The following is a 25876-nucleotide window of genomic DNA, read 5'->3' as shown; positions in this document are numbered from 1 at the left end:
TTGGAATCGTCCAGCCTGCACAAAGCCTATTTCAGGACGGACTGCTTGTTATTCACCTGGGAATAAACCTTTGTCGGCAAACCCCAGATTTTGATGAAGCCTTCTGCCGCAAGATGGTCGAACGCGTCGCCCTTCGAATAAGTTGCAAGCTCTTCGTTATAAAGGCTGTATGGAGATTTGCGGCCAACAGTCATATGCGTCCCCTTGTGGAGCTTGACGCGGATTGTTCCGGTCACGACTTCCTGTGTCTGGTCAACAAACGCATCCAGCGCGGCTTTCAGCGGCGAGTACCATAGGCCTTCATAAACGATTTTCGCCATCTGCTGGTCAACCTGCGTCTTGAACTGGGTTACCTCACGCGGAAGTGTCAGGAATTCAAGCTCCTTGTGCGCCTGGATCAGGATTAGAGCGGCAGGGTTTTCGTACACTTCCCTCGACTTGATGCCGACAAGTCGGTTTTCGATATGGTCAATACGGCCGATGCCATGCTTTCCGCCAAGTTCATTCAATTTTTCAATTAGCTCGACAAGCGGCAGCTGCTCACCATTAAGCCCGGTTGGCACGCCCTTTACAAAATCGATTTCAATATATTCCGGGTCATCCGGAGTGAGTTCAATTGGATTCGTCCAGTCGAATGCAGCTTCTGGCGCCTCAGCCCATGGATCTTCAAGGACCCCGGCCTCACAGGCGCGCCCCCAAATATTCGCATCAATCGAGAACGGGTTGTCGAGGCCTACTGGAATAGGAATCCCTTTTTCCTGGGCATACTCAATTTCCTCATCCCTTGTCATGCCCCACTCACGTACAGGAGCGACTACCTTCAAATCAGGATTGAGCGCCTGGATGGACACCTCGAAACGCACCTGGTCGTTCCCTTTTCCGGTACAGCCATGGGCCACCGCGGTCGCGCCTTCTTTTTCCGCAACCTCAACGAGCAGTTTTGAGATTAGCGGTCTCGACAATGCCGAAGATAATGGATATTTCCCTTCATACAGGCAGTTCGCCTTCAGGGCAGGGACAATATATTCTTTTGCTAAAAGCTCTTTCGCGTCGATCATGTAAGCCTTGATTGCGCCAACATTCAGCGCTTTCGTGCGGATGGCTTCCAAATCCTTGCCTTCCCCGACATCGAGCCCGAGCGCAATTACATCGTACCCGTATTTCTCCTGAATCCATTTAACGGAGACGGACGTGTCCAATCCACCCGAATATGCCAAAACAATTTTTTCTTTCGCCATTTCTGCACCTCTTTAGTTGTTTTTTTTGAGTATTTATTTTCAATTCTTTTTTAAAAAAATAACTTGTAGCTAACGCACTGTTATCCCACGAGCAACGCCTTAAGAATCGCTTTCTGGGCGTGGAGCCTGTTTTCGGCTTCGTCGAACACAACGGAGTGAGGACCGTCGATGATTTCAGTTGTGACTTCCTCGCCGCGATGGGCGGGCAGGCAGTGCAGGAAGAGATAATCCTTGTTTGCGAGGCTGCACAGTTCCTCATTCACCTGGAAAGGGGCGAATGTTGACAGGCGTTCCTTTGCTTCCTCTTCCTGTCCCATGCTCGTCCAAACGTCCGTGACGACCACATCGGCGCCGGTAATCGCTTCGCGGGGATCACCGGTCAACAAAACACTGCTTCCCGTCAAGTTTGCCTCTTTTTCCACCTGGCTCACAATGGAGCTGTTCGGCTCATAGCCTGCTGGGCTGGCAATGCTAATATTCATACCCATTTTTACGGCTCCCTCAAGGAGGGAATGGGCCATATTGTTATTGCCGTCACCGATGTAGCAGAGTTTCAGGCCTTCAAGATAGCCTTTGTTTTCGTAAATCGTTAAAAGGTCGGCCATTACCTGGGCTGGATGGTGGAGGTCGGTCAGCCCGTTGATGACCGGAACGGACGCATGCTCGGCAAATTCTTCAATCCGCCCATGCCCAAAAGTACGGATCATCACCGCATCGACATAACGGGAAAGGACTTTTGCGGTATCGGCAATCGTTTCGCCGCGTCCGAGCTGAAGGTCCTTTGTGCTTAAAAAGATGGCCTGGCCCCCAAGCTGCATCATTCCCACTTCGAATGATACGCGCGTCCGGGTCGAGGACTTTTCAAAAATCATTCCGAGCACCTTTCCGCTCAGGAATGGCTGCGGTTTCCCCTGCTTTTGCGCTTTTTTAAGCTGGACAGCCGTCTCAAGCAGCCAGCCGATTTCTTCCTGCGAAAAGTCCGCCAGCCGCAAGAAATCCTTCCCTTTTAAATTTGGTACGAATGATTCTCCCTTTCTGATTGCATTGAGCATGTTGTTCCCCTCCGTTTTAAAAACCCTCCCGGTCATTTCGGCGTGAATAGCTTTAACCGGTCGATTTCGTCTATATCCATACCTCTTTGGCAAAATTACTTTTGCAAAACGCTTAGAACTTGTTTAAAACTCTATCTAAAGTTGCCAGGAACTGGTCCGTTTCTTCCTTTGAAGCAGTGAGCGGCGGGAGGATCCTGACTACATCAGGTCCGGCCGTCAGAATAAGCAGCCTCTCTTCAATTGCCTTTTTCACAATATCGAGGGCATTCGATTCAACCTTTATTCCTATAAGAAGTCCCAGCCCGCGGATTTCCTTTACAACCGAATTCCGGGCTTTCAGTTCCTCCAGGCCTTTTTCCAGGTAGCTTGCCAGTCCAGCTGCTTTCTCCAAAACGCCGCCATCAAGCAATGCCTTTACCGTTGCCAGGCCTGCTGTTGCCGCAAGTGGATTGCCGCCGAATGTACTGCCGTGGCTTCCCGGTTCAAATCCCTTCGCGGCTTCACTTCCGGCGATAATCGCCCCGATTGGGAAACCGGAGCCCAGCCCTTTTGCAATCGAGATGACATCGGGCACGATTCCATATTGTTCGTAAGCGAACAATGTCCCTGTCCGCCCAATCCCCGTCTGGACTTCATCAATCATGAGCAGGATCCCCTTTTCCCGGCAAATCGCTTCAAGTTCCTTCACCCAGGCCGGGTCTGCAGGAATGACTCCTCCCTCACCCTGGACAAGCTCCAGCAAAACCGCGCAGGCATTGCTCCCCTTAATTTCGCCGAGTGAAGCCATGTCATTGAATTGCAGGTAGCGGAAGCCAGAGAGAAGCGGGCTGAATCCATCTTGAATTTTTTCCTGTCCGGTTGCGGTCAGCGTCGCCATCGTCCTCCCATGGAAAGACTGTTTGAATGTAATAATTTCAGGTGAATTGTTCCCTTTTACTTTCCGAGCGTACCTTCTTGCCAATTTGATCGCAGCTTCATTCGCTTCAGCCCCGCTGTTGCAAAAAAACACCTGGTTCCCAAAGCTATTTTCAACAAGAAGCGCGGCCAGCTCTTCCTGGGCTGGAATATGGTAAAGGTTCGAGCAATGCCATAATTCATCCAGCTGCTTTTGAACCTCGTTTTTTACCTGGTCGGGGACATGGCCGAGATTGCATACTGCAATTCCCGATGTGAAATCAAGGTATTCGTTCCCGTCTGTATCCCAAACATGGCTACCCTTCCCTTTGGCAAGGGAAATCGGGAATCGGCTATATGTTTGCATGAGCGCCGAAACTTGTTCGGCTGTACTATGAGTTGCCATGGATGGCCTCCTGTTCAAGGATAATTTTCGTTCCCGCCGTTTCCCCGCTGGCGTATGAAAGCAGGCTACCCGGCTCGAGGCCATTAATGATTGCCGCTTCTTTGACTCCGAGGGTCAACGCATTTACCGCCGCCCGCACTTTTGGAATCATCCCGCCCCAAATCTGGCCTGATTCAATCAATCCATCAATTTCGGCTGGGGTGGCAGCATCCAGTTTAGTTTTTTGCCCTTCTTTTTCAACAAGGATGCCAGGGATGTCGCTGATAAAACAAAGCTTTCCTCCAAGGGAGGCTGCAACCGCCGCTGCGGCTGTATCACCATTAATGTTGTATCTCTGCCCGGTTCCATCCATTCCGATTGGGGAAATGACCGGGATGAAGCCGCCGTCGACAAGGTGCTCGATAATCGATGTTTTTACGGTGGATACCTCACCGACAAAGCCGAGCATTCCCGCATTTTCTGCCGGCCTTGCTTCCAGGAGCCCTCCGTCCGTACCGCTGATTCCGATTGCCCTGCCGCCTGCGATTCCAAGGTTCCTCACCAATTGTTTATTGGCCAATCCGCTCAGCGCCATTTCGGCTACATCCAGCACTTCGTGGTTCGTAATCCTTAAGCCCCCGGCAAATTCAGTTTTGATATCCAATTTTGCAAGAAGAGACGTAATCAGCGGGCCGCCGCCATGCACAATAATTGGCGACCATTCACCCGACTGCTTTAATGCGACAATATCCTCATATAATGAATGCGGCATTTCATCCATAATGCTTCCGCCACACTTGATTACCAAGAAGCCCATCCTTTTTCCCCCACTCGTTTTGGCAAAGTCCCGTTTGAAAATCAGGTCCGGTATGATGCGTTAATTTTCACATAATCATACGTGAGGTCGCATCCCCACGCCGACGCTTCCGCATCCCCCTCGTTCAGATCAACCAAAATATCGACTTCGGTTCCGGCGAGATATTCCTTTGCCTCATCTTCAGAAAAAGGAAGCGGCAAGCCGTTCGCAAAAACAGGACAGGAACCGATTGAGACTGCAACTTTTTCCGGGACGACAGGAACGCCGCTATAGCCGATTGCCGCGACAATCCGGCCCCAGTTTGCATCCTGGCCGTAAATCGCCGTCTTTACAAGGTTCGAAGAGATGATTGTTTTGCCCACTGCCCTGGCATCTTCAAGGCTCTTTGCGCCAACCACTTTTACCTCGACAAGCTTTGTCGCACCCTCGCCATCGCGGGCGATTTGTTTTGCGAGAGATTCACAAACCTCTTTAAGGCCGTCCGCAAATGCCTGCCAGTCTGGGTGTTCTGCATTAAGGGTTTCGTTCCCGGCAAGACCGTTTGCCATGACGAGGACCATGTCATTCGTGCTTGAGTCCCCATCGACCGTAATCATATTAAAGGTTTTATTCGTTGTATCCTTCAAAGCTAAAAGCAAAGCTGCCTGTTCAATGTTGGCATCCGTTGTGACAAAGGCGAGCATTGTGGCCATATTCGGATGAACCATCCCCGAGCCCTTTCCCGCCCCGCTGATTGTAACGGTTTTTCCGTTTATATTGATTTCGACAGCAGCGCTTTTCACGCAAGTGTCTGTCGTTAAAATTGCTTTTTGAAACTCCTCCGGTCCCTCAAATTCAGGATTAAGAATTGTGGATATACCCTTGCGGATGCAATCCATCGGTAGCAGTTCCCCGATGACGCCTGTTGAGGTAACAGCGACGAGGTGGCTGCCGATTCCGAGCATCCCCGCGAACAGCTGTTGCATTTCATAAGCATCCTGGATTCCCTGATCGCCTGTGCAGGCATTGGCGTTGCCGGAATTAACAACCAGAGCCTGAATTTTATTTTCAACTGCAATGCTCTTTTGAGTAACTACCAGAGGCGCAGCCTGAAAGCTGTTCGTTGTATATACGCCGGCCGCAACAGCAGGAACCTCCGATACGATATAGCCTAAATCATGGCGCTTCCTCTTGATGCCGCAGTGCAGCCCTCCTGCCTTAAATCCCTTCGGCAAAATAAAAACGCTCTTCCCTTCCGAATCAACTTTCCCACTCACTATTGCCTGCACGTGCTGTTCCTCCTCTTTCCATTCGGAATGAATTTTTATAAAAATTTACTTTTCAATTAAGGATAAACCGGAATATTTTCAAGGCCTGCCCGGACATCCCAGCCATTCATCAGGTTTGCATTTTGAATGGCCTGGCCGGCCGCCCCTTTCATGAGATTGTCGATTGCGGATACAATCGTCAGCCTGTTTGTCCTTTCATCTACATAAAGCCCGACATCACAGTAATTGCTCCCGGCCACTTCCTTTGTCGCCGGAAGATTCCCTTCAGGCCTTATTCTTACAAAAGGATGGCCGCCGTAGTACTCGCGATAAAGCTTCCTGACTTCTTCCAATGAGATTGATTCCGTCAAGTTAACATATATAGTAGCAAGGATGCCTCTCGTCATCGGGGCGAGGTGGGCGGTGAATGTTACCAGTACCGGCTTGCCTGCCTCTTTCGAAAGAATTTGCTCAATTTCAGGAATATGCTGGTGGGAACCCAGCTTGTAAGCTTTAAAATTTTCGTTCACCTCGGAGAAGTGTGTACCAAGGGATACGCCCCGTCCCGCTCCTGAAACACCCGATTTGGCATCAATAATGATAGATTGCAAGTCCGCAAGCCCACTTTTTATAATAGGCAGCAGCCCCAAGATGGAAGCCGTCGGATAACAGCCCGGGTTTGCTATGATTCTCGAATTCTTTATATTGTCAGCATAGATTTCGCTTAATCCATAAACCGCCTGGCTGATAATTTGCTCATCTGCTGGTGAGTGGCCGTACCACTTTTCATAGGCTTCCGGTGAAGTAAGCCTGAGGTCCCCAGATAAATCAATGCACCGGACGCCGTATTCCGCAAGTTCGGGAACGAGTGTTTTGCTGATGCCTGATGGGACGGCAAGAAAGACAATTTCTGCTTCCTTGCTAATCTTTTCCGCATCAAAACTTACCATTTCGTTGTCAATTGTTCCTGCCGCATGCGGAAAAACTTCGCTGAACACAGTTCCTGCAGTTGAACTGGATATGATTGGCCCCAATTCCAGGTGCGGATGTTTATTTATGAGCCGAATCAATTCAAGTGCACTGTATCCCGTTCCACCAATAATCGCTGCTTTCACACTTCATCCCTCCAATATTGAATTATTATAGATACATATTAATAATTATGCAAGTAATCTTTTGAAAAAATTTAAATCTTTCTGATAAACGCTCATTTAACCCTAAAAATCTGTTATGAAGGATAAGTACTATGCACTTTACTGTATAAAAATTTATATAAGTTGAAGAATACAAGTGTATTCAAATTGAACCTTGCGGTTGATTTCCGCTACGGGCACACGCTTTCCGCGGGGCGTCAGTGGAGTCTCCTCGGCGCAAGCGCCTGTGGGGTCTCCACCTTGCCGCTGCATCCCGCAGGACACTGAAGATCATCCTCGAACTTGCCCACGCACGAAGGAAACGCGGTAGCGTTTTCGAGGAGTCGGTGCCCTCCGCTCCAATCAACTTTCATACCAACTAATTGTGTAAAAAAATTATTCAATCAATATCATTTAACTTTTAGCCAGTAAGCCGACACCAAAAAACAGGCCGCAATCCGTAGCCTGTTCCTTTTAAAATTTCGCTATTTCAAAAACTTTGTAACCGTATCAACCCTGTTTGTCCACACCCAGCCCGAAAAATTTTCTGGAAGCCTTTGTATATCCTCTTTGGAATCAAATCCCTCTGAAAAACCCCCATCGCCGGCTACAAGGACTACCCTCGTTCCGGCATCTTCCATTCGGCCCGCAAATTTCCCGGGCCAGCCCCATAGCCACGGCGCTATTTTTTCCGGGACGTGGACCTGTGTCTGCTCGCATGTCTTTGGCACATAGCCCGTCCATCCAACAGCCATATAGGGGAGGAGACAGCTTTTCAGAGTCGCCTTTGACATGGCCCTTAAATCCGGCAGCTCCTCTTTAAGGGAAGCAATCGGCTCGTCCCCTCCATATACCGTAAGCTGTCCAAGCCTCTCCTTTGAAAAACCTCGTAGATAGTCCGCTAGCATTTTCCCTTCCTCGGGATCGTTGCTCTTTATATGAATCAGCAAATCTTTATCAGGAAACCGTTTTAACACTTCATCGAGCGTGGGCATCAGCCCAATGCCCTTCCCTCTGAGTGGAAAATTTTTTCCGTTGTCAGCCGTATAGCCATAGCCAATATCCAGCTTCTTTAAGTCCGCCATCGTATAATCCCTTGTAACGCCCGACCCGTTCGTCCTGCAGTTCAGTTCCCAGTCATGGAACACTGCAAACTGCCCATCCTTCGTTGGATGGATATCCAATTCAACAACATCCGCCCCGGCTTTAAAGGCAGCTTCCATCGACGGAATTGTGTTTTCCAGGTAGCCATGCTCCGGCGGATAAATCCGTTCTGCCGTGCACGTTTCATTCGTGATGCTTGACATGTTAAACGTCTGGGCTACTCCCCTGTGGGCAAGAATCTTAGGGTGCCCGGAATCTTTGCCGAAGATGGATGTATTGTTCAAAAAAATAAAAACGGCTAGCACTGCCAAGAAAACAGCTATCCGCCTCACGATTTTGCGCTTCTTCATAAGCATTCCCCCCTTAGTAAAAAAAGACATTGCCCTCCAACCGGACAATGCCTCCCCAATCTTATGCCTGCTGCTGTTTAAAGTAGTTCATTACCCAGTTGACCCCGTATTTATCGGTTACCTGGGCATGGAGCGCGCCAAAGAATGTATCCTGGATCTCGACTGTTACTTTGCCTTCCTCGCTAAGGGAAGTATAGGCGTTCCTCATTTCATCCTCTGTATCGAACGTAAGGATAATCTTGACCATATCGCCAGGAACCGGTTCCTGCTTGAATTTGAATGCAAAATGGATGTAGGAGCCGTTGCCGAAATGAAGCTCGGCGTGGAGTAGATTTCCTGCATGTTCATTCAGGACTTTTACTTCACCGCCAAGTATCCCCTGGTAGTACTCGATTGCCTCCTGGCAGTTATCTACTAGAACATATGGGCTTGCGCTTCGCATATTTTTGTAACCTCCTAAATTGTGCATGGTTCTCAAGCAGTATAGCATATGGGTTTTGCAGTTGAAAGCATGCTAGAATATTTTTGAAAAAACGCATGTATCGCGCAATTCCCCGTCAACGGAAAGCTCATCGTTTCTCAGGATTCCTTCCAATTGAAAACCCAACCGTTCAGGTATCGCCCTGCTTTTCACATTCCGGGAATCACAGCGAATTTCAATTCTTTTGGCGGAAAGTTCGGAAATGGCAAAATCAACAATTCCCCGGACAGCTTCCGTCATAAAACCTTTTCTGCTGTGGCGGCTGTCAATCCAATAGCCAATTTCGAATTTCGGAATGCTCCAATTAATCCTGTGAAGACCGGATGAGCCGATTAGCATTCCCGATTGCTTGTCGAACACGAGCAGCCGGAGGTCTTCCCGTTTGATGAACTTAGCATAGGCCTCCCGGATGTTTGCTTCCACATCCTCTTCGGTTTGTTCGATATTGGCGAACGGCATCCATGGCTTTAATTCCTGAAGTGAGGCCTGGATCGCTTCAAATACTGCTTTTCCATCACCAGGTTTCGGCATCCTGATCAGTAATCTCTCAGTCTCAAATTCGCTGGGAAACTCTTTTAAAATAGGATCCATGCGACTCGCTTCCTTTCATACCCACCCATTCGGTTAATTCTTCCAAATTGATTTCACCAATTATATACCTAAACGCTACTTCTGCATAGATGTATTTCGGGCCACGTTTCAGAAAGCTTTTTAAGGCAATAATGTTTATACTAGTTTTAAAGTTTCCCGCCAGGAAAGGAGCCGAATCATGAAGTTCAGGATGATTTCCGGTTTTACAATCTTTTTCATTATTTATTCCTTGCTTGTTTCATATATAGGCTGGAATGGCTGGATCTGGCTTGAATCAGCCGGGGCTCCAATGCCTCCCGTCCCGCTGTATGGTGCTATTGTTTTCATATTGGCCTTCTCCTATCTATTGGGAAGAGCCAAATTCAGGATGCCGGTATTCACTATAATCGGTTCTTACTGGTTTGGCTTATTGCAATATGCGCTTCTCCTGCTACCGCTTGCGGACCTTGCAGGATATATTCTGATAGAAACGGGTCTTCCCTCTGGTCATGTTATTTTTTGGACGGGCCTGCTTGTACTTGCGGTCTTTGCAGTCATTTTCGTCGTTGGGACCTATAATGCCTACACCCCTGTGATTAAAAAATATTCGATTACGATTCCAAAACAAGCGGGCGAACGCGAAAAGCTGAAAATCGCGATGGCTTCGGATATGCATTTTGGCAATTTATCCGGACTTGCCCATCTCCGCAGGCTTGTTGAAAAAACAAACGGGCTCCAGCCAGATATTATTCTTTTGCCCGGTGACATTATTGAGGATGACCCTGAACCGTTTATCCGTAAAAAAATGGGTGATGTAATAAAGGAATTGTCCGCGCCGCTTGGCGTTTACGGGGTGCTTGGCAACCATGAATATTACGGCGGAGCCATCCCGGAGTTTGTGCGGGAAATGAACAAGGCCGGCATTCAAATCCTTCAGGATGAGGTAGTGGAAATCGATGAATCATTCTTCCTTGCTGGCAGGAAGGACAAAACCGATAAATTTCGCCAAGTAGTGAATGACCTTTTGGCCGCCGCGGACCCGTCCATGCCGATTATTATGATGGACCACCAGCCCGCCGAGGTCTCGATTGCGGCGGAAAATGGCGTCGACCTGCTTTTATGCGGCCATACACACCGGGGGCAGATGGCGCCGAACCATCTGATAACGAGAAAATTATTTGAAATTGATTGGGGCCATTTGAAAAAAGGAGACATGCATACTATTGTCTCATCGGGATTTGGCTTTTGGGGTCCGCCCCTAAGGCTTGGGAGCCGCTCGGAGATAATTGAACTTGATGTGGCGTTTGCCAAGAAGGCCGAACCGCACTTCAACAAAAACGAAGGAGCCATCCTCTAGGCTAAAGGGGCTCCTTTTTATTGATACCTTCCTTAACTTTTTAATTATATCCGGGACTTCCAACTCGATAGCCAAAACTGTAACATTTCCGCCACAATTATAGCTCCCCTTCCCCAAGTTAACCATACCGCCGAGGTGGCAACAGGTGAACGAACTGCCGGTTTTATAAAAGCACTCTCCTAAAAACAAGGCAACTGCCTATTCACCTGGACCGCTTTTCGGCAACCCGCGTATAATCCCTTAGTGAACTAGAACCCCTGTTAGAAAAAACTCTCCCATTCGCAGCAGAGCTTCCTAAACCAAAAAAAGGAGGGCTTTAAATGGCCTCCCGCATTAATTTTTCATTTTTGGATCAAGCACATCGCGAAGCCCGTCTCCCATCAGGTTAAAGCCGAGCACCGTCAGCATGATCGCCATGCCTGGGAAAAATAACGTCCACGGCGCCTGCATTAAATAGTTTTTCGAATCTGCAAGCATCCTTCCCCATTCCGGTTCTGGCGGCCGCGCCCCCATTCCGAGGAAGCCAAGCGCAGCCGCTTCAATAATCGCAGTTGCAATCGCAAGAGTCGCCTGGACGATGACAGGCGTTATGCTGTTCGGCAGGATATGCCTGAACAGGATGCGGCTATCCTTCATCCCGACCGCCTTTGCGGACATAATATACTCCTCCTGCTTTACACTTAGAACCTTCGACCGGACAAGCCTCCCGAAATTAGGAATATTGATGACTGCAATTGCAATTAAAGCATTCCGGAGCGACGGGCCAAGGATCGCGACAATCGCAATCGCCAGGAGGATACTCGGAAACGCAAGCATGATATCAAATAAGCGGGATATGAGCCCATCTACCCAGCGCCCATAATAACCGGCGATGATTCCTAAAAAAGTTCCAATTATCGATGAAGCCAATACAGAGAAAAATCCGACCCATAAGGAGATCCGGGCACCATAAAGAATCCTCGAAAAGATATCCCTACCAAAATCATCCGTTCCGAACCAATGTTTCTCGGATGGAGGCAAAAACCTGTCCGCCAGAACCTGGTCACGAAAACTGTATGGAGCAATATAAGGGGCTATAGCCGCAATGAAAATAAAGAATAGTACGATAAAGAGGCCAATGAGCGCGAGCCTGTTTTTGCGAAATGAGTGCCATGCTTCCTTCCAAGGGGATACCGCATCCTCCTCAACGGAATTGACCGGCATATTGCCTGTATGTTTTGCCAGTTCTGCCACGTTCTTTCCCTCCCATCCTCAATTGTATTTGATGCGCGGATCCACGAATGCATATAAAAGATCGACGATTAGATTAATCAATACAAAAATTCCCGCGATAATTAAAATCCCGGATTGGATGACAGGGTAATCGCGATAACTGATTGCATCGTATAAATAGCGCCCGATTCCCGGCCAGCCGAATATCGTTTCTGTCAGGATCGCTCCGCCAAGCAAAAGGCCTGTCTGAAGCCCGATAATCGTCATAACCGGAATGACGGCATTTTTCAATGAATGCTTAAAGACGACCCAGAACATTGGCAATCCTTTTGCCCTCGCCGTCCGGATATAATCTGATTTCATAACCTCAAGCATTGAAGACCTGGTCATTCGCGCTATAATAGCCATCGGGATAGTCGCAAGCGCCATGCTCGGCAAAATAAGATGCCTTGCCGCCACAACAAATTGGTCGAACCGCCCCTGGAGCAATGTGTCGAGCAAATATAAATTCGTTATCGCCGTTATTGGGTCCCTTACATTTTCCCTGCCGGTTGTAGGAAGCCAACCCAGTTCAATCGAAAATAAATATTGACCCATCAAGCCAAGCCAAAAAATTGGCATCGACACCCCGACAAGCGCGATGACCATGGCCACATAATCAAACCATGAATTCGAAAACCAGGCGGAAATAATCCCCGCGTTTACACCAATGATGACAGCGATGACCATGGCCGCAAACGCCAGCTCTGCTGTAGCGGCCAGATATGGCCAAACTTCCTCGCTTATTGGGCCTCTTGTCCTCAAAGAAGTTCCGAGATCCCCTTGAAGAAGGGATTTAAGGTAGTCAAAATACTGTATGTACCATGGACGGTCCAATCCAAGTTGGGCTGTCAGCGCTTCAATTGATTCCTTTGTCGCCCTTTGCCCAAGGATGACCTGGGCAGGGTCGCCGGGAATCGCATGTATGATTGCAAAAACGATGAGGGTCATTCCGATTAGGACAGGAATGAGTGATAGGATTCGCCTTATGGAGTATGTCATCATCCTTCCCGCACCTCCTCTTTTTTGTGTTTTCCCAAAAGGTTTATGTCGTTTCTTTCACCTGATTTATATCGGTCTTGAAAATAACATCGACATTATGAAAAACCTCTTTACGCGCCATTTAAGGCCAAAAGGGGAGCAAGCTCCCCTTTCAGCCGGCAACTTATTTAAACTCGACTTTCATGAGAGATTCGGATCCTGTTGGGTGTGGAACATAGCCGGTAATTTCTTTAACAGCTGCGGAAAGCGGCCTTGAGTGGACAAGCGGCACCCACGGGGCGTCATCGTGAATGATAACCTGAGCCTGCTTGTAAAGTTCCGCCCGCTTTTCTTCATCCGTCTCCGACTGGGCCTGGATCAAAATATTGTGAAGCTCCTCATTCACATAACGGGAATAGTTGCTTCCTCCGATGCTGTCCTTATCCAGGAGTGTATAAAGGAAGTTGTCGGCATCGCCATTATCTCCTGTCCAGCCAAGCATGAATGCATCAAATTCGCCTTTTTTCGCTTTATCGAGATACGTCGGCCAGTCAACTTGCTTGATTTCCGCCTGAACGCCAATTTTACTGAAGCTTTCCTGGATGATTTCGGCGACCTTTAGCCCTTCAGGCATATAAAGGCGCGCTACAGGCATAGCCCAGAGGTCCATTTTAAAGCCTTTTTCAAAACCAGCTTCCTTCAGCAATTCCTTTGCTTTCTCCAAATCATATGGATATGCTTCGATTTCTTCGTTGTACCCTTGGATTGACGGCGGCATCGGATTGATTGCTGGTTTAGCCATACCGGCATAGAAAGCCTCGATAATGGATTCCTTGTCAATCGCATGGTTTAGAGCCTGCCTGACAAGTTTATTGTCGAACGGCTTTCTCGTTGTCGTAAAGCCAAGGTAGCCCACGTTCATGGACGGGCGCTCAATCAACTGAAGCTTATCATTCCCTTCAACCTGGGCTACTTCTGAATAGTTGAGGCCATCCATCATATCGATTTCTCCATTGGCAAGTGCATTGAGGCGAGCAGTATTTTCAGGGATGACCCGGAAAATGACTTTGTTCAATTTAGGGAAGCCTTTCTGCCAGTAATTTTCATTTTTTTCAAGAGTGATGGTGTCATTCTCTTTCCATTCGACAAACTTGAACGGACCGGTTCCAACCGGGTTTTTGCGGTATGCTTCGCCGTACTTTTCAAGGGCTGCGGGGCTTGAGATTCCGAAGCATGACATAGCAAGGTTTACCAGGAAAGTTGCCTGGGGCCGTTTCAGGATAAACTGGATTGTATGCTCATCGACAACCTTTACTTCCTGGATGACATGCCCTTCGTCTCCCTTATAGCCGCCGAACATGGTGTAGTAAGGGAATTTTTCTTCATCGCCGCCTGCCCATCGCTCAAAATTGTATTTGACCGCTTCGGCATTGAAATCGGTGCCATCATGGAACTTAACGCCTTTTTGCAGTTTGAATGTATAGGTGAGGGAATCATCCGACAATTCCCAGCTTGCAGCCAATCCTGGCTGGGTGGATGTATCGCTATCACCGAAGCTGACCAGGGTATCATAAATATTTTCAGTTACCTTGAACGTTTCGCCTTCCGTCGTTGTAATTGGGTCAAGTGTTACCGAGTCTCCGCCACGCGCATAAACAAGCGTATCCTGTTTCGGCGTCGTATCCCCGGAGGATTGTTCTTTCCCGGTTGAGGACTTCTTTGTGCCGCCCCCGCTGTTGCACCCAGCCAGCAACAAGCCTACCGCCAGCAGCGCAATCAAGAGCACCTTAAGATTTTTTTTCATAGCCTTTTTMCCCCCGTTTTCTAATTTATCAATCCCGCCGCATTTCCTCAGCCATAAAGGTGGCATGCGACGTAATGACCATCATTCGTAATACCTTCAGGCCGGACTTTGGTGCAAACTTCCATGCATGCAGAACACCTTGTATGGAACGCGCAGCCAGACGGAGGATTGGCGGGGCTCGGCAGCTCCCCCTCAATCAAAATGGTTTCTTTCTTTAAATCAGGGTCGGGAACCGGTACGGCGGACAAAAGCGCCTTTGTATATGGGTGCTTAGGATTTTCATACAATTCCTCGCTTCCTGCCAATTCAATAAGGCGGCCGAGGTACATAACCCCAACCCTATCACTAATATGGCGGACGACTCCCAGATCGTGTGCGATAAAAATATATGTAAGGTGGAATTCCTTTTGAATATCCTTCATTAAATTCAATACCTGCGCCTGGATTGAAACATCCAAGGCGGAAACGGGTTCATCGGCAATAATGAGTTTTGGTTTTGTCATCAATGCCTTGGCAATACCGATCCGCTGCCTTTGCCCCCCGCTGAACTGGTGGGGATAGCGCCTGGCGTGAAAACTGCTCAGCCCAACGACCTCGAGCATTTCCTTCACCAGTTTCCTCCGTTCCTCCTTCGAGCCGATTCCATGGACAATCAAAGGCTCCTCCAAGATTTCTTCGACTGAATGGCGGGGGTTCAACGATGCGTACGGATCCTGGAATACCATCTGTATGTCCCGGCGCACTTTTCTCAGTTCTGCCTGCGACATTCTCGTAATCTCTTTATCTTCAAAAAGAATCGACCCGTAACTCGCCTCGATCAATCGCATAAGCAGGCGGCCTGTTGTTGATTTTCCGCAGCCGCTTTCCCCGACAATGCCGAGCGTCTCTCCCTTCCTCACATAAAAGGACACATCATCGACCGCTTTTACCTCGCCGACCTTCCTTCCGAACAGGCCGCCGGCTATTGGGAAATATTTTTTCAGGCCGTTCACTTCAAGAAGTAACTCTTGCATTTTCCCCGCTCCTCTCGCTCGTTTCATATAAAAAGCAGCGGACTTCATGCCCTGGCTGTCCCATTTTATACAAATCGGGCGTCTCTTCCATGCATCTCCCGAACACCTCCGCGCACCGCGGGGCGAATCTGCAACCATTCACAATTGTCCCTGGCCTTGGCACATTGCCGGGAATGCTGTACAGCCGATCTTTTTTTAATCGCAAGTCAGGAACCGACTTTAGGAGTCCCCGCGTATACGGGTGTTTCGGGTTTTTTAAAATTGTCCTGACGTCGCCTTCCTCCACAATCTGTCCCGAATACATGACGATGACTCGCTCGCAAATTTCCGCCACAACGCCGAGGTCGTGGGTAATGAGAATAACGGTTGTATCCGTTTTTTCGTTTAAATCCTTCATCAAGGCAAGAATCTGGGCCTGAATCGTCACATCCAGCGCCGTAGTAGGTTCATCCGCTATTAAAACTTTCGGGTTGCAGGCCATTGCCATCGCAATCATGACGCGCTGGCGCATTCCTCCCGAAAGCTGGTGCGGATACTCCTTCAAGATGCCTTCCGCTCTAGGTATTCCTACTAATTGCAGCAATTGCAGGCAGCGCACTTTCGTTTCCGCCTTTGAAAGGTTTGTGTGTAGGCGAATTGCTTCGGACAACTGGTTTCCGATTGTGAATAAGGGGTTTAATGAGGTCATAGGTTCCTGGAAAATCATCGAGATTTGATTGCCGCGGATTTTCCTCCACTCTTTCTCGGGCAGGCCGGCCAGGTTCCTTCCTTCAAAAAGAATTTCCCCATGCTCAATTTTGCCTGGCGGGGAAGGAATCAATCCCATAGCTGCAAGGGAAGTTACACTCTTTCCGCTCCCGGACTCGCCGACAATTCCGAGTATTTCTCCCTTTTTCACTTCAAAGCTAATACCGTCTACTGCAGGAAGCAGCCTTTTACCGGTTTGGAAGGACACTTTTAACTGATTTATTTTTAATATCGCCTCTTTTGCCATTTTGCCGCCCCCGCCTTAACTATGTATTATTAATAGAATATTGGGATTATACTAAATTTATAAACTATTATGACACTTAAATTTTCTTATTTGTGTCTAAATTTGTCAAACACCAAAAAATTTTCCCAACATAATCCACGCTATAATATAGGATGGGAAAATAGGATTTGCATGTTAGGTTAGGATGGATTGATTCTCTTGGAAAGTTACACAGAAACAGGAGGGAAACTATGAAGGAAAAATTGTGGCATTATCCAGGAGGGAAATACGGAAGGTGGATAACTTTGTTTAGTTGGATTGCTCTTCTGGCAATCCTGAATCTCGCTTTTCCGCAGGCGAACTCGCAAAAAACAGAGACAGCCGGTGATTTGGGGAAAGACGCCCCCTCCCAGCTGGCAAAGGCAATTGCGGATTCAGAGTTCCCTGCTGACAAAGGAATTCCCGCCTTGCTCGCATGGCACCGGGGAAGCGGACTGGAGACGAACGATTTGCACGCCATCCAGACCGTTGTAAAAAAACTCAGCGACCATCCGGCAAGCTACCAGGAGAGCATCCCCCCCTTTCACCAGTTGCCCCCCGAGGCTTTAAGAGGAATGGTTTCACAGGATGGGACGACCCTCATCATTCCTGTCTCCTTTCAGGAAGATGCAGGGCCGGAAGATCTTGAAAAAGGAATTGGGGAAATAGAAAGAACAATAAAGGGCAACTTTGTAAAAAATCCATTGGAAGTAAAAGCAGGAACGGAGAATGAACTACTTGCTAGGATAACAGGGCCGGCCGGTATTTCCCTGGATGCCAATAAGCTTTTTTCCCAGGGCGACTTGAGCCTGTTATTTGGCACTGTTGCCATTGTGCTTATCCTTTTGCTTGTTATCTACAGGTCCCCGATTCTTGCGCTTGTCCCGCTTATCGGCGTCGGCATTGCTTACGGGATTATCAGCCCGGTACTTGGCTGGGTCGGCGAGAATGGCTGGGCGGAATTCGATAGCCAGGGCCTTTCGATTATGACCGTCCTGCTTTTCGGTGCCGGAACGGATTATTGCTTGTTCCTCATCTCAAGCTATAGAAGCCATCTTGAAAAAGAGAAAGATAAATTCACAGCGATGCGCCTCGCCATCAGCAGTTCATCAGGAGCAATCGCAATGAGCGGATTGACGGTCGTCTTCTCTTTGCTGGCCCTGCTGCTTGCGAAATACGGTTCGATTCATCGGTTCGCCATTCCATTCAGTTTGTAAACCTGATTATGATGGCGGCAAGCCTGACACTCGTTCCGGCCATCCTTAGCATTCTCGGCCGCGTTTCCTTCTATCCTTTTATTCCATGGACCCCGGCAATGAAGAAGGAGCGGGCCGCACGGAAAGGAAAGCCCTATTCTCCTTCAGAAAAGAAAGAGGGGCTAGGGCTAAAAGTCGGTGGGCTGATTGGAAAGAGGCCGTGGACGGTTGTATTGGCAACCACACTGATCCTTGCGGGATTCGCGTTCTTTTCCACAAAGATAGACTATACGTACGACACGCTTTCCTCCTTCCCGAAAAATATGCCTTCGCGTGAAGGATTTGCATTGATTGCCGACCACTATAGCCCTGGCGACCTTGCGCCGGTGCATGTGATTGCCGATACGGAGGGAAAACAGACAGGAATAAAGGAAGTGCTTGAAAGCCTGCCCTTTGTGGCAAATGTATCGAATCCCGAGACAGGGAAAAACAATTCCGAAATGGAGCTTTATGAAGTAAAACTCGCCAAAAATCCTTATTCCAACGAAGCGATAGATCATATTCCCGACATCCGCGATAAAATAGTCTCAGCGCTTGAAGGGGCAGCAATTGACAATGCTCCCGACAAGGTTTGGATTGGCGGCTTAACGGCTGAACAGTATGACACGAGGGAAATTACTGTTAAGGACAGCAATGTTATCATACCCGTCATTCTTGCCTTGATTGCGATACTCCTTTTTGGCTATCTGCGATCCATAACAGCTACAGCCTATTTAATTGGTACGGTTGTCCTGTCCTTCTTCAGCGCGCTTGGGCTTGGCTGGATTGTCCTCCATTATGGGTTTGGAGTCGAGGCCATCCAGGGGTTCATTCCGCTGTATGCTTTTGTGTTCATCGTCGCGCTTGGTGAGGACTACAATATTTTCATGGTTTCGGGCATTTGGCGGAAAAGCAAGGAAATGCCTTTGTGGCGTGCTGTAAAAGAAGGAGTCGCCGAATCGGGGGCTGTCATTACATCAGCGGGATTGATCCTTGCCGGCACATTCATAGTCCTGACTACTTTGCCTATCCAGATCCTTGTCCATTTTGGGACGATTACAGCGATAGGCATCCTGCTCGATACATTCATTGTCAGGCCATTCCTGGTTCCGGCCATCACGGTTCTTTTAGGAAAGTGGGCATTCTGGCCTTCAAGAAGGAACATGGTAGCAACCGTAAGCCAGAAGGAACACCAGGCGGGTTAAGTTTAGAAAAGGCGGTAAGCGCCGCGTTTAACCTTAAATAGCGGTAAGCACCGGATTAAAATATTTTTAAAAGCCTTCCACTCACATGAAGGCTTTTTTTTCCAAAAGGCTGAAGTGAATACGCAAAACCCCAATCACACAAACTAACTTCCGAACAACAATAAAAGGAGTGAGTTTTGTGAAAAAGAGTTCCAAGGTATTGCTTTCAGCTTTATTGCTTCTCGGACTGGCTGGCTGCGGCACTAACAATAACGATAACGGAAAAAACAGGATCCAGTCCAACGGGGCCAGAATCAACACGCTTAACGATAACCAGCAGCTTCGGGTATCCGACCGGGCGGCACGTGCTGTTGAACGGCTGAAAGATGTCGACAGGGCGCACGTTATCATTTCCAACAACAACGCCTATGTCGCAGTGCGTATGAATGACAATAATGGACGTAATGGCGCTGGCACGTTCAACAATGGAAATCGCAATGATGGCAACGATGGGAATATGCTCGACAATGGCCGGATTAATCAGCATGGCAATGACGGCATCATCAATGGCAAAGGCGACGCCGGAAACAAAAACCGGAACGGCAATGACGGCATATTGAACAACAGGAATGATGGAAACCGTGATGCAGGATATGGCCCTGGAGGAACAGTCGGCTTCGGGAACGGCGATGGAATGGATGGACGATTTGGAGATAACAACGGGTTTGGTAACAATCGGGGCACAGTAACGGGCTATGGAAACGACAACCGGGATATCATCAGCGACCCGAATTACACAAGTGTAAATACGAAGTTCGAACAGAAGATAGCGGACCAGGTCCGGAAGGCTGACAGGGACATCCACAAGGTCTACATTTCCTTCAACCCTGACTTCTATGACACAATGAACGGCTATGCCAATGATATAAATGATGGCAGGAACCGCGGCGGCCTGTTTAACGACTTTACAGGGACAATGCGGGGAGTTTTCGGAAGGTAAAATAGGGCGGGCGGCATGGTTTGTGCCGCCCTTTCTTTATTTTGAAAATGGATATGGCCATTACTTAAGCGCGCTTTTTTGCCAAAATGACAATTGTGCTGATAATGCAAAAAGTTCCAAGCCATTCTTCCACGCCAAACGGGACGCTCAACCATAAGACAGATACAAAGGCCGCGGACAGGGGCTCAACAGAAGCGAGCAGGCTCGTTTCGGAAGCGCTGATGTATTTCAGGCTTTCCAAATAACAGTAAAATGCAATCAGCGTCCCGAAAATGACGACAAACACTACCGCAAGCAAGGATTCCGGCGAAACAGAACCTTTAAACATCCAGGGTGGATTAATGAAACTGAAACATAATCCGCCGGTGACCATCCCCCAGCCTGTTACGTTGACCGAACCCCATTTCGCAAGAAGGTTCCTTGGCTGAAGTGTATAAAAGGCAAGCGCGACCGCGGATGCAATTCCCCAAAAGACGGCAAGCCCTGAAATCGACAATGTCCCGATATTCCCCTTCGTCACAAGGAGAAGTGTTCCTGCTAGAGCGAGTATTATCGCCGAAATTTCCCATTTGTTAGGGAGCTTTTTTCCCTTAATCGCCAAATACCCGGCAATCATCGTTGGCGCAAGATATTGCAGGACCGTCGCCGCAGCCGCATTAGAATGGTCAATTGCCGCGAAGTAGGTATACTGCACTGCGAGCATTCCGAGAATGCTGAATAACAGGAGGGCTCCGGCATCGCGCCTGTTTTTCCATATGCCCATTATTCCGGCTGGATCCTTCACGCCACCGATGGCCAGCAAAATCGAACCAGCGAGAAGAAGCCTGATATCAACAAGCCAAGCCGGACTGAAGCCCTGCCTTTGAAATAAATATTGGGCAACGGTTCCTGATATTCCCCATAGTGTCGCACCGATAAGCACAAGGGCAATTCCCTTCCCCCGGACGTGCGGCATAGCCAATTGTTCCGCTTTCACCTGTTGCTTCCCCCTTTTAACCTCTGTATAGGTTCATGTTCTCTTAACCTTTCAGAATTTTCAAGGGATTTTTTTGAAACAAGCGGTTTTGAATGAGGAAGGGGATCAATCTTACTTTAACGCCCGAAGGAACGGCCGGCCAAAGCCACTCGGGCTTTAAATCTGCTTTTAACGCCCGAAGGATCCGCTGGCTACATCCCTTCAGGCTCTAATCTTCTTTTAGCACCTGTAGGATTAGAATGACGAACATGCAACACAGCTCTCACTTTTTCTGTCCGGTGTAAATATGAATTGCATCGCGAAGGAATTCAGCCGTACCGGGCTGACCCTTGTCATAATAGTTACGGAACCGTTCATCGTCGACATACATTTGGGCAAGGTTTGCATGGGCTTCGGGGCTATAGCTGCCCCAGTAGTGCATCAGCCATTTTTTATGCAGTTCTGCCGCTTGTTGTGCAAGTTCGCCAGATGGATCCCTGCCTGTCGCAATGGCTTTCGATATGTGTAGCATGATTTGTTCAGCTAGCCTTTCCGCCTCGCGATGCTGTTCCTCTGTCATCCCCCTGACCTTCGCGTACGACTGTTCCACCGCTTCGGCACCATATTTTTCACGAATTTCCGTTCCATATTTTTGTTCATTCTCTTCTATCATTTTTTGTTTGAAGCCTTCGAACTTTTCCTTGTCATTCATTTTCGTACCTCCTTCTGTCATTTTGATTGTTTTATCCACATTTGCCAGCAAAAGATCCAACTGCCTCCTTCTCTCTAGGAGCTTTTCCCGGTGTTCCTTAAGCGCTGCGACACTGTCAAACCCAGGCGATTGCAGAATTTCATTTATAGCCTCAAGGGAAACATCAAGCTCTCGGTAAAACAGGATTTGCTGCAGCTTATTTACTTCCGCCTCCCCATAAATCCGGTATCCGGATGAATTAATCCTTGCCGGCTTCAGGAGGCCAATTTCATCGTAATACCTTAAAGTCCTTGAACTTACGCCGGCCATCATTGCCAGCTTTTGAACCGTGTATTCCATTCCGGCACCTCCTTGCTATTACTGTACACCTTAACGCTACGTAAAGGTCAACTCCCTTAGTTGAAAAAATATGCCTATTTTTTTGTCACCTAAAAAGGCAAATAATAGTTGACAGAACTTTCACATATTATAAGATATGTTTAGAGGCACGAAATAAACTGGAGGGATAGTATTATGAACAAAACAATTGAAAAACGCCTTACCCGTTCCGAGGTTTCCGAGGAATTAACTTGGGATTTGTCCAGCCTTTTTTCAGGCATTGATGCCTGGGAAGCTGAACTGGAAAGCGTAAGGGAAGATCTTAAAGGTTTTGATATTTATAAAGGTAGGCTGGGAGCCGGCGCATCTGTTCTTTTGGAATGCCTTTCCGCGCAGGAACGCCTTGCAATGAAGCTAATCAAAGTCATGACCTATGCTAGCCTGAACCAGTCAGCCGACGGAACAGATCCGCTCAACCAGGCAAATTCCGCCCGGGCCGCCCAGGTAAGGACGGAAGCGAACGCCGCACTATCGTTTATTGATTCAGAAATTCTTTCCCTCCCGGATGGTGCCATCGAAGCGTACATAAACGAGGAACCGGGCCTTGAAGCCTTCCGCAAAAACCTTTTTGAACTCATTGATACAAAGAAGCATAGGCTTTCCCCTGAAACCGAGGAAACGCTTGCTGCCCTCGGGGAGGTCCATTCCGCACCTTATACAATTTATAACTTGAGCAAGCTTGCCGATATGGAATTTTCGCCTATCCAGGATAAGGACGGGAATGAATTGCCTGTTTCATTTGCCTTATTTGAAAACAGGTATGAGTTCTCCGCAGATACCGACCTTCGCAGGAAGGCTTATGATTCTTTTGTAAAAACATTGAAGCAGTATAGGAATACAATCGCCGGAACCTACGCTACCGAAGTAAAAAAACAGGTTACTCTCGCCCGTCTCCGGAACTACGAATCCGTTACCCATATGCTCCTTGAGCCGCAAAAAGTGACAATTGAAATGTACAACAACCAGCTGGACATCATTTTCAAAGAGTTGGCGCCGCATATGCGCCGATACGCAAAATTGAAAAAGGAGGTCCTGGGCCTGGATGAGCTGAGATTTTGCGACCTGAAGGCTCCTTTCGACCCTGAGTTCAATCCGGAAACGACCTATGAAGAGGCAAGCGAGATTATCATGGAATCCCTTAAAGTGATGGGGCCGGAATACAGCGAAATTATAAAGCGCGGCTTTGAAGAAAGATGGGTCGATCTCGCCGATAATGTCGGGAAATCAACCGGGGCGTTCTGTTCAAGCCCTTATGGCGCCCACCCTTACATCCTGATTACCTGGCAGAACAATATGCGCGGTGCGTTCACGCTTGCCCATGAGTTCGGGCACGCGGGCCATTTCTACCTTGCAAACAAGGAGCAGCGCATCATGAACACCCGGCCATCGATGTATTTTGTCGAAGCGCCGTCCACGATGAACGAGATGCTTCTCGCCCAGCACCTGATGGACAAAACCGAGGATACGCGGATGCGCCGCTGGGTTGTACTGCAATTGCTCGGTACGTACTACCATAACTTCGTGACGCATCTTCTTGAAGGCGAATACCAGCGCCGAGTATATGCGTTCGCAGAAAAGGGCGGCGCGCTGACCGCGAAAAAGCTGACAGAGATCAAGGGAGACGTCCTCTCTGAATTCTGGGGAGACAGCGTTGTCCTAGATGAAGGCGCCAGCCTGACCTGGATGCGCCAGCCGCATTACTATATGGGACTTTATCCGTACACGTATTCCGCCGGGCTGACCGCTTCAACAGCCGTCGCAAAGCTGATAAAAGAGGAAGGGCAGCCTGCGGTTGACCGCTGGCTTGAGGTCCTCCGAGCTGGCGGAACGATGAAGCCGCTTGAATTGATGAAACATGCGGGCGTCGACATGTCCACGCCTCAGCCAATCAAGGATGCCGTCGCTTATGTTGGTACCCTGATTGATGAGCTTGAAAAGTCCTACGAGGAAAACGAAAGAGTATAATATAAAATCAATGAAGGCGCACGGGACTTGTCCCATGCGCCTATAATTATTGCCCTTTTTTTGGATTACAAGCATTCCAGTTCAATGCTGACTGTTGTGCCAATCCCCGCCTGGCTGTCAATTTTCATTTCCCCGCCATGCTCCTGGAGGATTTTATTGCTCACCGTAAGGCCTAGCCCGATTCCTTTGTCCTTCGTTGTATAAAAAGGTGTACCGAGATAGCCAATAATTTCAGGGTCAATGCCGATGCCCTCGTCCTTGAACTGGATCAGGACCCGGCTGTTTTTAATTAGTTGCACTATGATATACACATTTCCCCCATCCGGCATGGCTTCAATGGCATTTTTAAGGAAATTTACAAATACCTGTTTCAGCTGGTTTGGGCTGCACATCAACTCAATGTTTTTAGCAGGATAATTTGTCTTAATCTGGACATTATGAAGCAAGGCCTGCGGTTGGAGGATGTTGATGGTACTTTCAATGATCGAGTAAAGTTGCGCCCTTTTAAACTCGATTGCCTGGGGCTTTGCCAGCGACATGAACTCATTCACAATGATATCAATCCGTTCTAGCTCATTCTGGATAATTTCCAAATATTGTTCCTGTTTTTCCGCTGAAGTTCCTCCGTGAAGGAGTTTCGAAAAGCCCTTCAGTGAGGTAAGTGGATTCCTGATTTCATGGGCAACCCCGGCGGCAAGCTGGCCGATGATGGAAAGCCGGTCAAGATTCCGCAGCGCCGCTTCATTGCGGACACGATCCGTAATATTCCTGGCGATTGCCAGGAAGGTTTCAATCTCATTGCTTTCATTATAAATTGGCGAAACATTGTATTCGAGGTAGATTGTATCGCCCTTGATCGTCCTCATTTCTTTTTCGAAAAAAATGGGCTCTCCGGTCCTTTCATACTCCTCAAGAAGAATCTTGAAGGAAGCCGCTTCCTCTTCCGTAATAAAATCATAAAGGCTCCTTCCCACAATTTGTTCCGGCGTCTTTCCAAACCATTTTTCATGCGAAGGAGAAGCAAACAGGAAGGTTTTATGCCGCGTGTTTGTAAAAATGCTGATTAGGTCGGTCGTATTTTCAGTAATGAGCCTGTAAAGTTCCCTGCTTTTCTTCAATTCCCTTTCAAGTTTTTTCGATTCGGTAATATCACGGAAAATTCCAATCACAGCCGCAACATTTCCGTTAGAATCCTTAAAAGGGGAGAAGGAGGCGGCAATATCAAGAAGGTTGCCATTTTTGTGGTAGCCTTCCGTTTTCAGATTGGTGAACGTTAACCCCTGCTTGACCTGTTCCAGAATTTCGCCATCCCTTTCCGGGTAGCCAAATTCATCAAAATTCTTCCCGAGCAGTTCACGTTCCTCATACCCAAAAATGGCCGTGTACATCGGATTTACCCGTATAAAACGGTTATCCATGTCCAAAATGACAAAGCCATCCGGGGTGCAGGTGAAAAACAGGTCAGCCAATTTTTCCGAATCGATATCCATCATTCCGGCCTTATAACCGAAAATAGGGTAGCTTTTGGACATGGTTCTTGCCTCCTAATTTTAAAACTTGTGGCCGACAATCAAATGTGGAAGAACTTCATTCCAGGTTCTGTTTTAAAAAGAATTCATTGACAAATCATTCATTTTACTTCCATTTTACTTAATATCAAGCCATCTTGTCGATAAAAGATTCCCAAATAAAAAAATGCCGAAAAAGCATGTGCGCGCTTCTTTGGCATTTCTCCTCATCATTTGTTTGAAAGTTGCC

Annotated in this window: 22 protein-coding genes; 5 read left to right on the top strand and 17 right to left on the bottom strand. The window is 48.1% G+C overall.

What is annotated here, in order from left to right; genetic code table 11:
* Positions 1-26: 26 nt before the first annotated feature.
* The 9 genes from ADU24_RS03130 to ADU24_RS03090 form a co-directional block, all read right to left on the bottom strand.
* Positions 27-1238 carry an argininosuccinate synthase gene (locus tag ADU24_RS03130; RefSeq protein WP_053365260.1) on the bottom strand — a complete coding sequence of 404 codons (1212 nt, stop codon included), beginning with the start codon at positions 1236-1238 and terminating at the stop codon, positions 27-29.
* Between the two features lie 80 nt (positions 1239-1318).
* Positions 1319-2290, bottom strand: coding sequence for an ornithine carbamoyltransferase (gene argF / locus ADU24_RS03125; protein WP_053365259.1), 972 nt, complete (start codon positions 2288-2290; stop codon positions 1319-1321).
* 112 nt (positions 2291-2402) lie between these two features.
* Complete coding sequence (locus ADU24_RS03120; RefSeq protein WP_053365258.1) at positions 2403-3590, bottom strand: acetylornithine transaminase; 1188 nt, start codon at positions 3588-3590, stop codon at positions 2403-2405.
* Positions 3577-4386 carry an acetylglutamate kinase gene (argB, locus tag ADU24_RS03115; RefSeq protein WP_053365257.1) on the bottom strand — a complete coding sequence of 270 codons (810 nt, stop codon included), beginning with the start codon at positions 4384-4386 and terminating at the stop codon, positions 3577-3579. The genes ADU24_RS03120 and argB overlap by 14 nt, the downstream gene beginning before the upstream one ends.
* Positions 4387-4427: 41 nt before the next feature.
* Positions 4428-5654 (bottom strand): bifunctional ornithine acetyltransferase/N-acetylglutamate synthase, encoded by a 1227-nt coding sequence (argJ, locus tag ADU24_RS03110; RefSeq protein ID WP_442853735.1) that lies wholly within the window; start codon positions 5652-5654, stop codon positions 4428-4430.
* A 56-nt stretch (positions 5655-5710) separates the two neighbouring features.
* The gene (gene argC, locus ADU24_RS03105) at positions 5711-6748 is read right to left on the bottom strand and encodes an N-acetyl-gamma-glutamyl-phosphate reductase (protein WP_053365256.1); all 1038 of its coding nucleotides are present in this window, start codon (positions 6746-6748) and stop codon (positions 5711-5713) included.
* 503 nt (positions 6749-7251) lie between these two features.
* Positions 7252-8226 (bottom strand): glycerophosphodiester phosphodiesterase family protein, encoded by a 975-nt coding sequence (locus ADU24_RS03100; RefSeq protein ID WP_053368757.1) that lies wholly within the window; start codon positions 8224-8226, stop codon positions 7252-7254.
* Between the two features lie 55 nt (positions 8227-8281).
* Positions 8282-8662, bottom strand: coding sequence for a VOC family protein (locus ADU24_RS03095; protein ID WP_053365255.1), 381 nt, complete (start codon positions 8660-8662; stop codon positions 8282-8284).
* A 72-nt stretch (positions 8663-8734) separates the two neighbouring features.
* Positions 8735-9292, bottom strand: coding sequence for a GNAT family N-acetyltransferase (locus tag ADU24_RS03090; RefSeq protein ID WP_053365254.1), 558 nt, complete (start codon positions 9290-9292; stop codon positions 8735-8737).
* Positions 9293-9470: 178 nt separating this feature from the next.
* Here ADU24_RS03090 and ADU24_RS03085 point away from each other — a divergent pair, with 178 nt between their 5' ends.
* The gene (locus ADU24_RS03085) at positions 9471-10628 is read left to right on the top strand and encodes a metallophosphoesterase (RefSeq protein ID WP_053365253.1); all 1158 of its coding nucleotides are present in this window, start codon (positions 9471-9473) and stop codon (positions 10626-10628) included.
* A gap of 333 nt (positions 10629-10961) precedes the next feature.
* On the opposite strand, the gene nikC is transcribed toward ADU24_RS03085, so the two are convergent.
* The 5 genes from nikC to ADU24_RS03060 form a co-directional block, all read right to left on the bottom strand.
* The gene (gene nikC / locus ADU24_RS03080; protein ID WP_053365252.1) at positions 10962-11861 is read right to left on the bottom strand and encodes a nickel transporter permease; all 900 of its coding nucleotides are present in this window, start codon (positions 11859-11861) and stop codon (positions 10962-10964) included.
* An 18-nt stretch (positions 11862-11879) separates the two neighbouring features.
* Positions 11880-12884 carry an ABC transporter permease gene (locus tag ADU24_RS03075; protein ID WP_053365251.1) on the bottom strand — a complete coding sequence of 335 codons (1005 nt, stop codon included), beginning with the start codon at positions 12882-12884 and terminating at the stop codon, positions 11880-11882.
* Between the two features lie 160 nt (positions 12885-13044).
* On the bottom strand, positions 13045-14664 hold the full coding sequence (locus tag ADU24_RS03070; protein WP_053368756.1) for an ABC transporter substrate-binding protein: 1620 nt from the start codon (positions 14662-14664) through the stop codon (positions 13045-13047).
* A 47-nt stretch (positions 14665-14711) separates the two neighbouring features.
* Positions 14712-15677: an ABC transporter ATP-binding protein gene (locus tag ADU24_RS03065; protein ID WP_053365250.1), complete on the bottom strand. Its 966-nt coding sequence runs from the start codon at positions 15675-15677 to the stop codon at positions 14712-14714.
* Entirely contained in the window at positions 15658-16671 is a 1014-nt protein-coding gene (locus tag ADU24_RS03060; RefSeq protein WP_053365249.1) for an ABC transporter ATP-binding protein, read from the bottom strand. Before ADU24_RS03060 ends, ADU24_RS03065 begins: the two co-directional genes overlap by 20 nt.
* Positions 16672-16901: 230 nt before the next feature.
* Between ADU24_RS03060 and ADU24_RS23735 the strand changes: the two genes are divergently transcribed.
* The 3 genes from ADU24_RS23735 to ADU24_RS03050 all read left to right on the top strand — a co-directional run bounded on the left by ADU24_RS23735 (position 16902) and on the right by ADU24_RS03050 (position 20108).
* Positions 16902-17906 carry an MMPL family transporter gene (locus ADU24_RS23735; RefSeq protein ID WP_442853734.1) on the top strand — a complete coding sequence of 335 codons (1005 nt, stop codon included), beginning with the start codon at positions 16902-16904 and terminating at the stop codon, positions 17904-17906.
* Positions 17907-17914: 8 nt separating this feature from the next.
* A complete protein-coding gene (locus tag ADU24_RS23730; protein WP_442853733.1) occupies positions 17915-19129 on the top strand; it encodes an MMPL family transporter in 1215 nt (404 codons plus the stop codon).
* A 178-nt stretch (positions 19130-19307) separates the two neighbouring features.
* Positions 19308-20108, top strand: a complete 801-nt coding sequence (locus ADU24_RS03050) for a YhcN/YlaJ family sporulation lipoprotein (RefSeq protein WP_053365248.1) — start codon at positions 19308-19310, stop codon at positions 20106-20108.
* Positions 20109-20172: 64 nt separating this feature from the next.
* Here ADU24_RS03050 and ADU24_RS03045 read toward each other — a convergent pair whose 3' ends face one another.
* Together ADU24_RS03045 and ADU24_RS03040 are read right to left on the bottom strand one after the other, a co-directional pair.
* A complete protein-coding gene (locus ADU24_RS03045) occupies positions 20173-21084 on the bottom strand; it encodes an EamA family transporter (RefSeq protein ID WP_082306793.1) in 912 nt (303 codons plus the stop codon).
* A 262-nt stretch (positions 21085-21346) separates the two neighbouring features.
* On the bottom strand, positions 21347-22114 hold the full coding sequence (locus ADU24_RS03040; protein WP_053365247.1) for a MerR family transcriptional regulator: 768 nt from the start codon (positions 22112-22114) through the stop codon (positions 21347-21349).
* Positions 22115-22288: 174 nt separating this feature from the next.
* Between ADU24_RS03040 and pepF the strand changes: the two genes are divergently transcribed.
* Entirely contained in the window at positions 22289-24118 is a 1830-nt protein-coding gene (pepF, locus tag ADU24_RS03035) for an oligoendopeptidase F (RefSeq protein WP_053365246.1), read from the top strand.
* Positions 24119-24183: 65 nt separating this feature from the next.
* Here pepF and ADU24_RS03030 read toward each other — a convergent pair whose 3' ends face one another.
* Positions 24184-25650, bottom strand: coding sequence for a PAS domain-containing sensor histidine kinase (locus ADU24_RS03030; protein ID WP_053365245.1), 1467 nt, complete (start codon positions 25648-25650; stop codon positions 24184-24186).
* Positions 25651-25876: the final 226 nt, after the last annotated feature.

Source organism: Bacillus sp. FJAT-27245, assembly GCF_001273955.1.
In the GTDB taxonomy this organism is placed as follows: Bacteria; Bacillota; Bacilli; order Bacillales; family Cytobacillaceae; genus Bacillus_D.
Note: the sequence above shows the minus strand (reverse complement) of the source record. Positions and strands in the feature narration are given on the sequence as shown.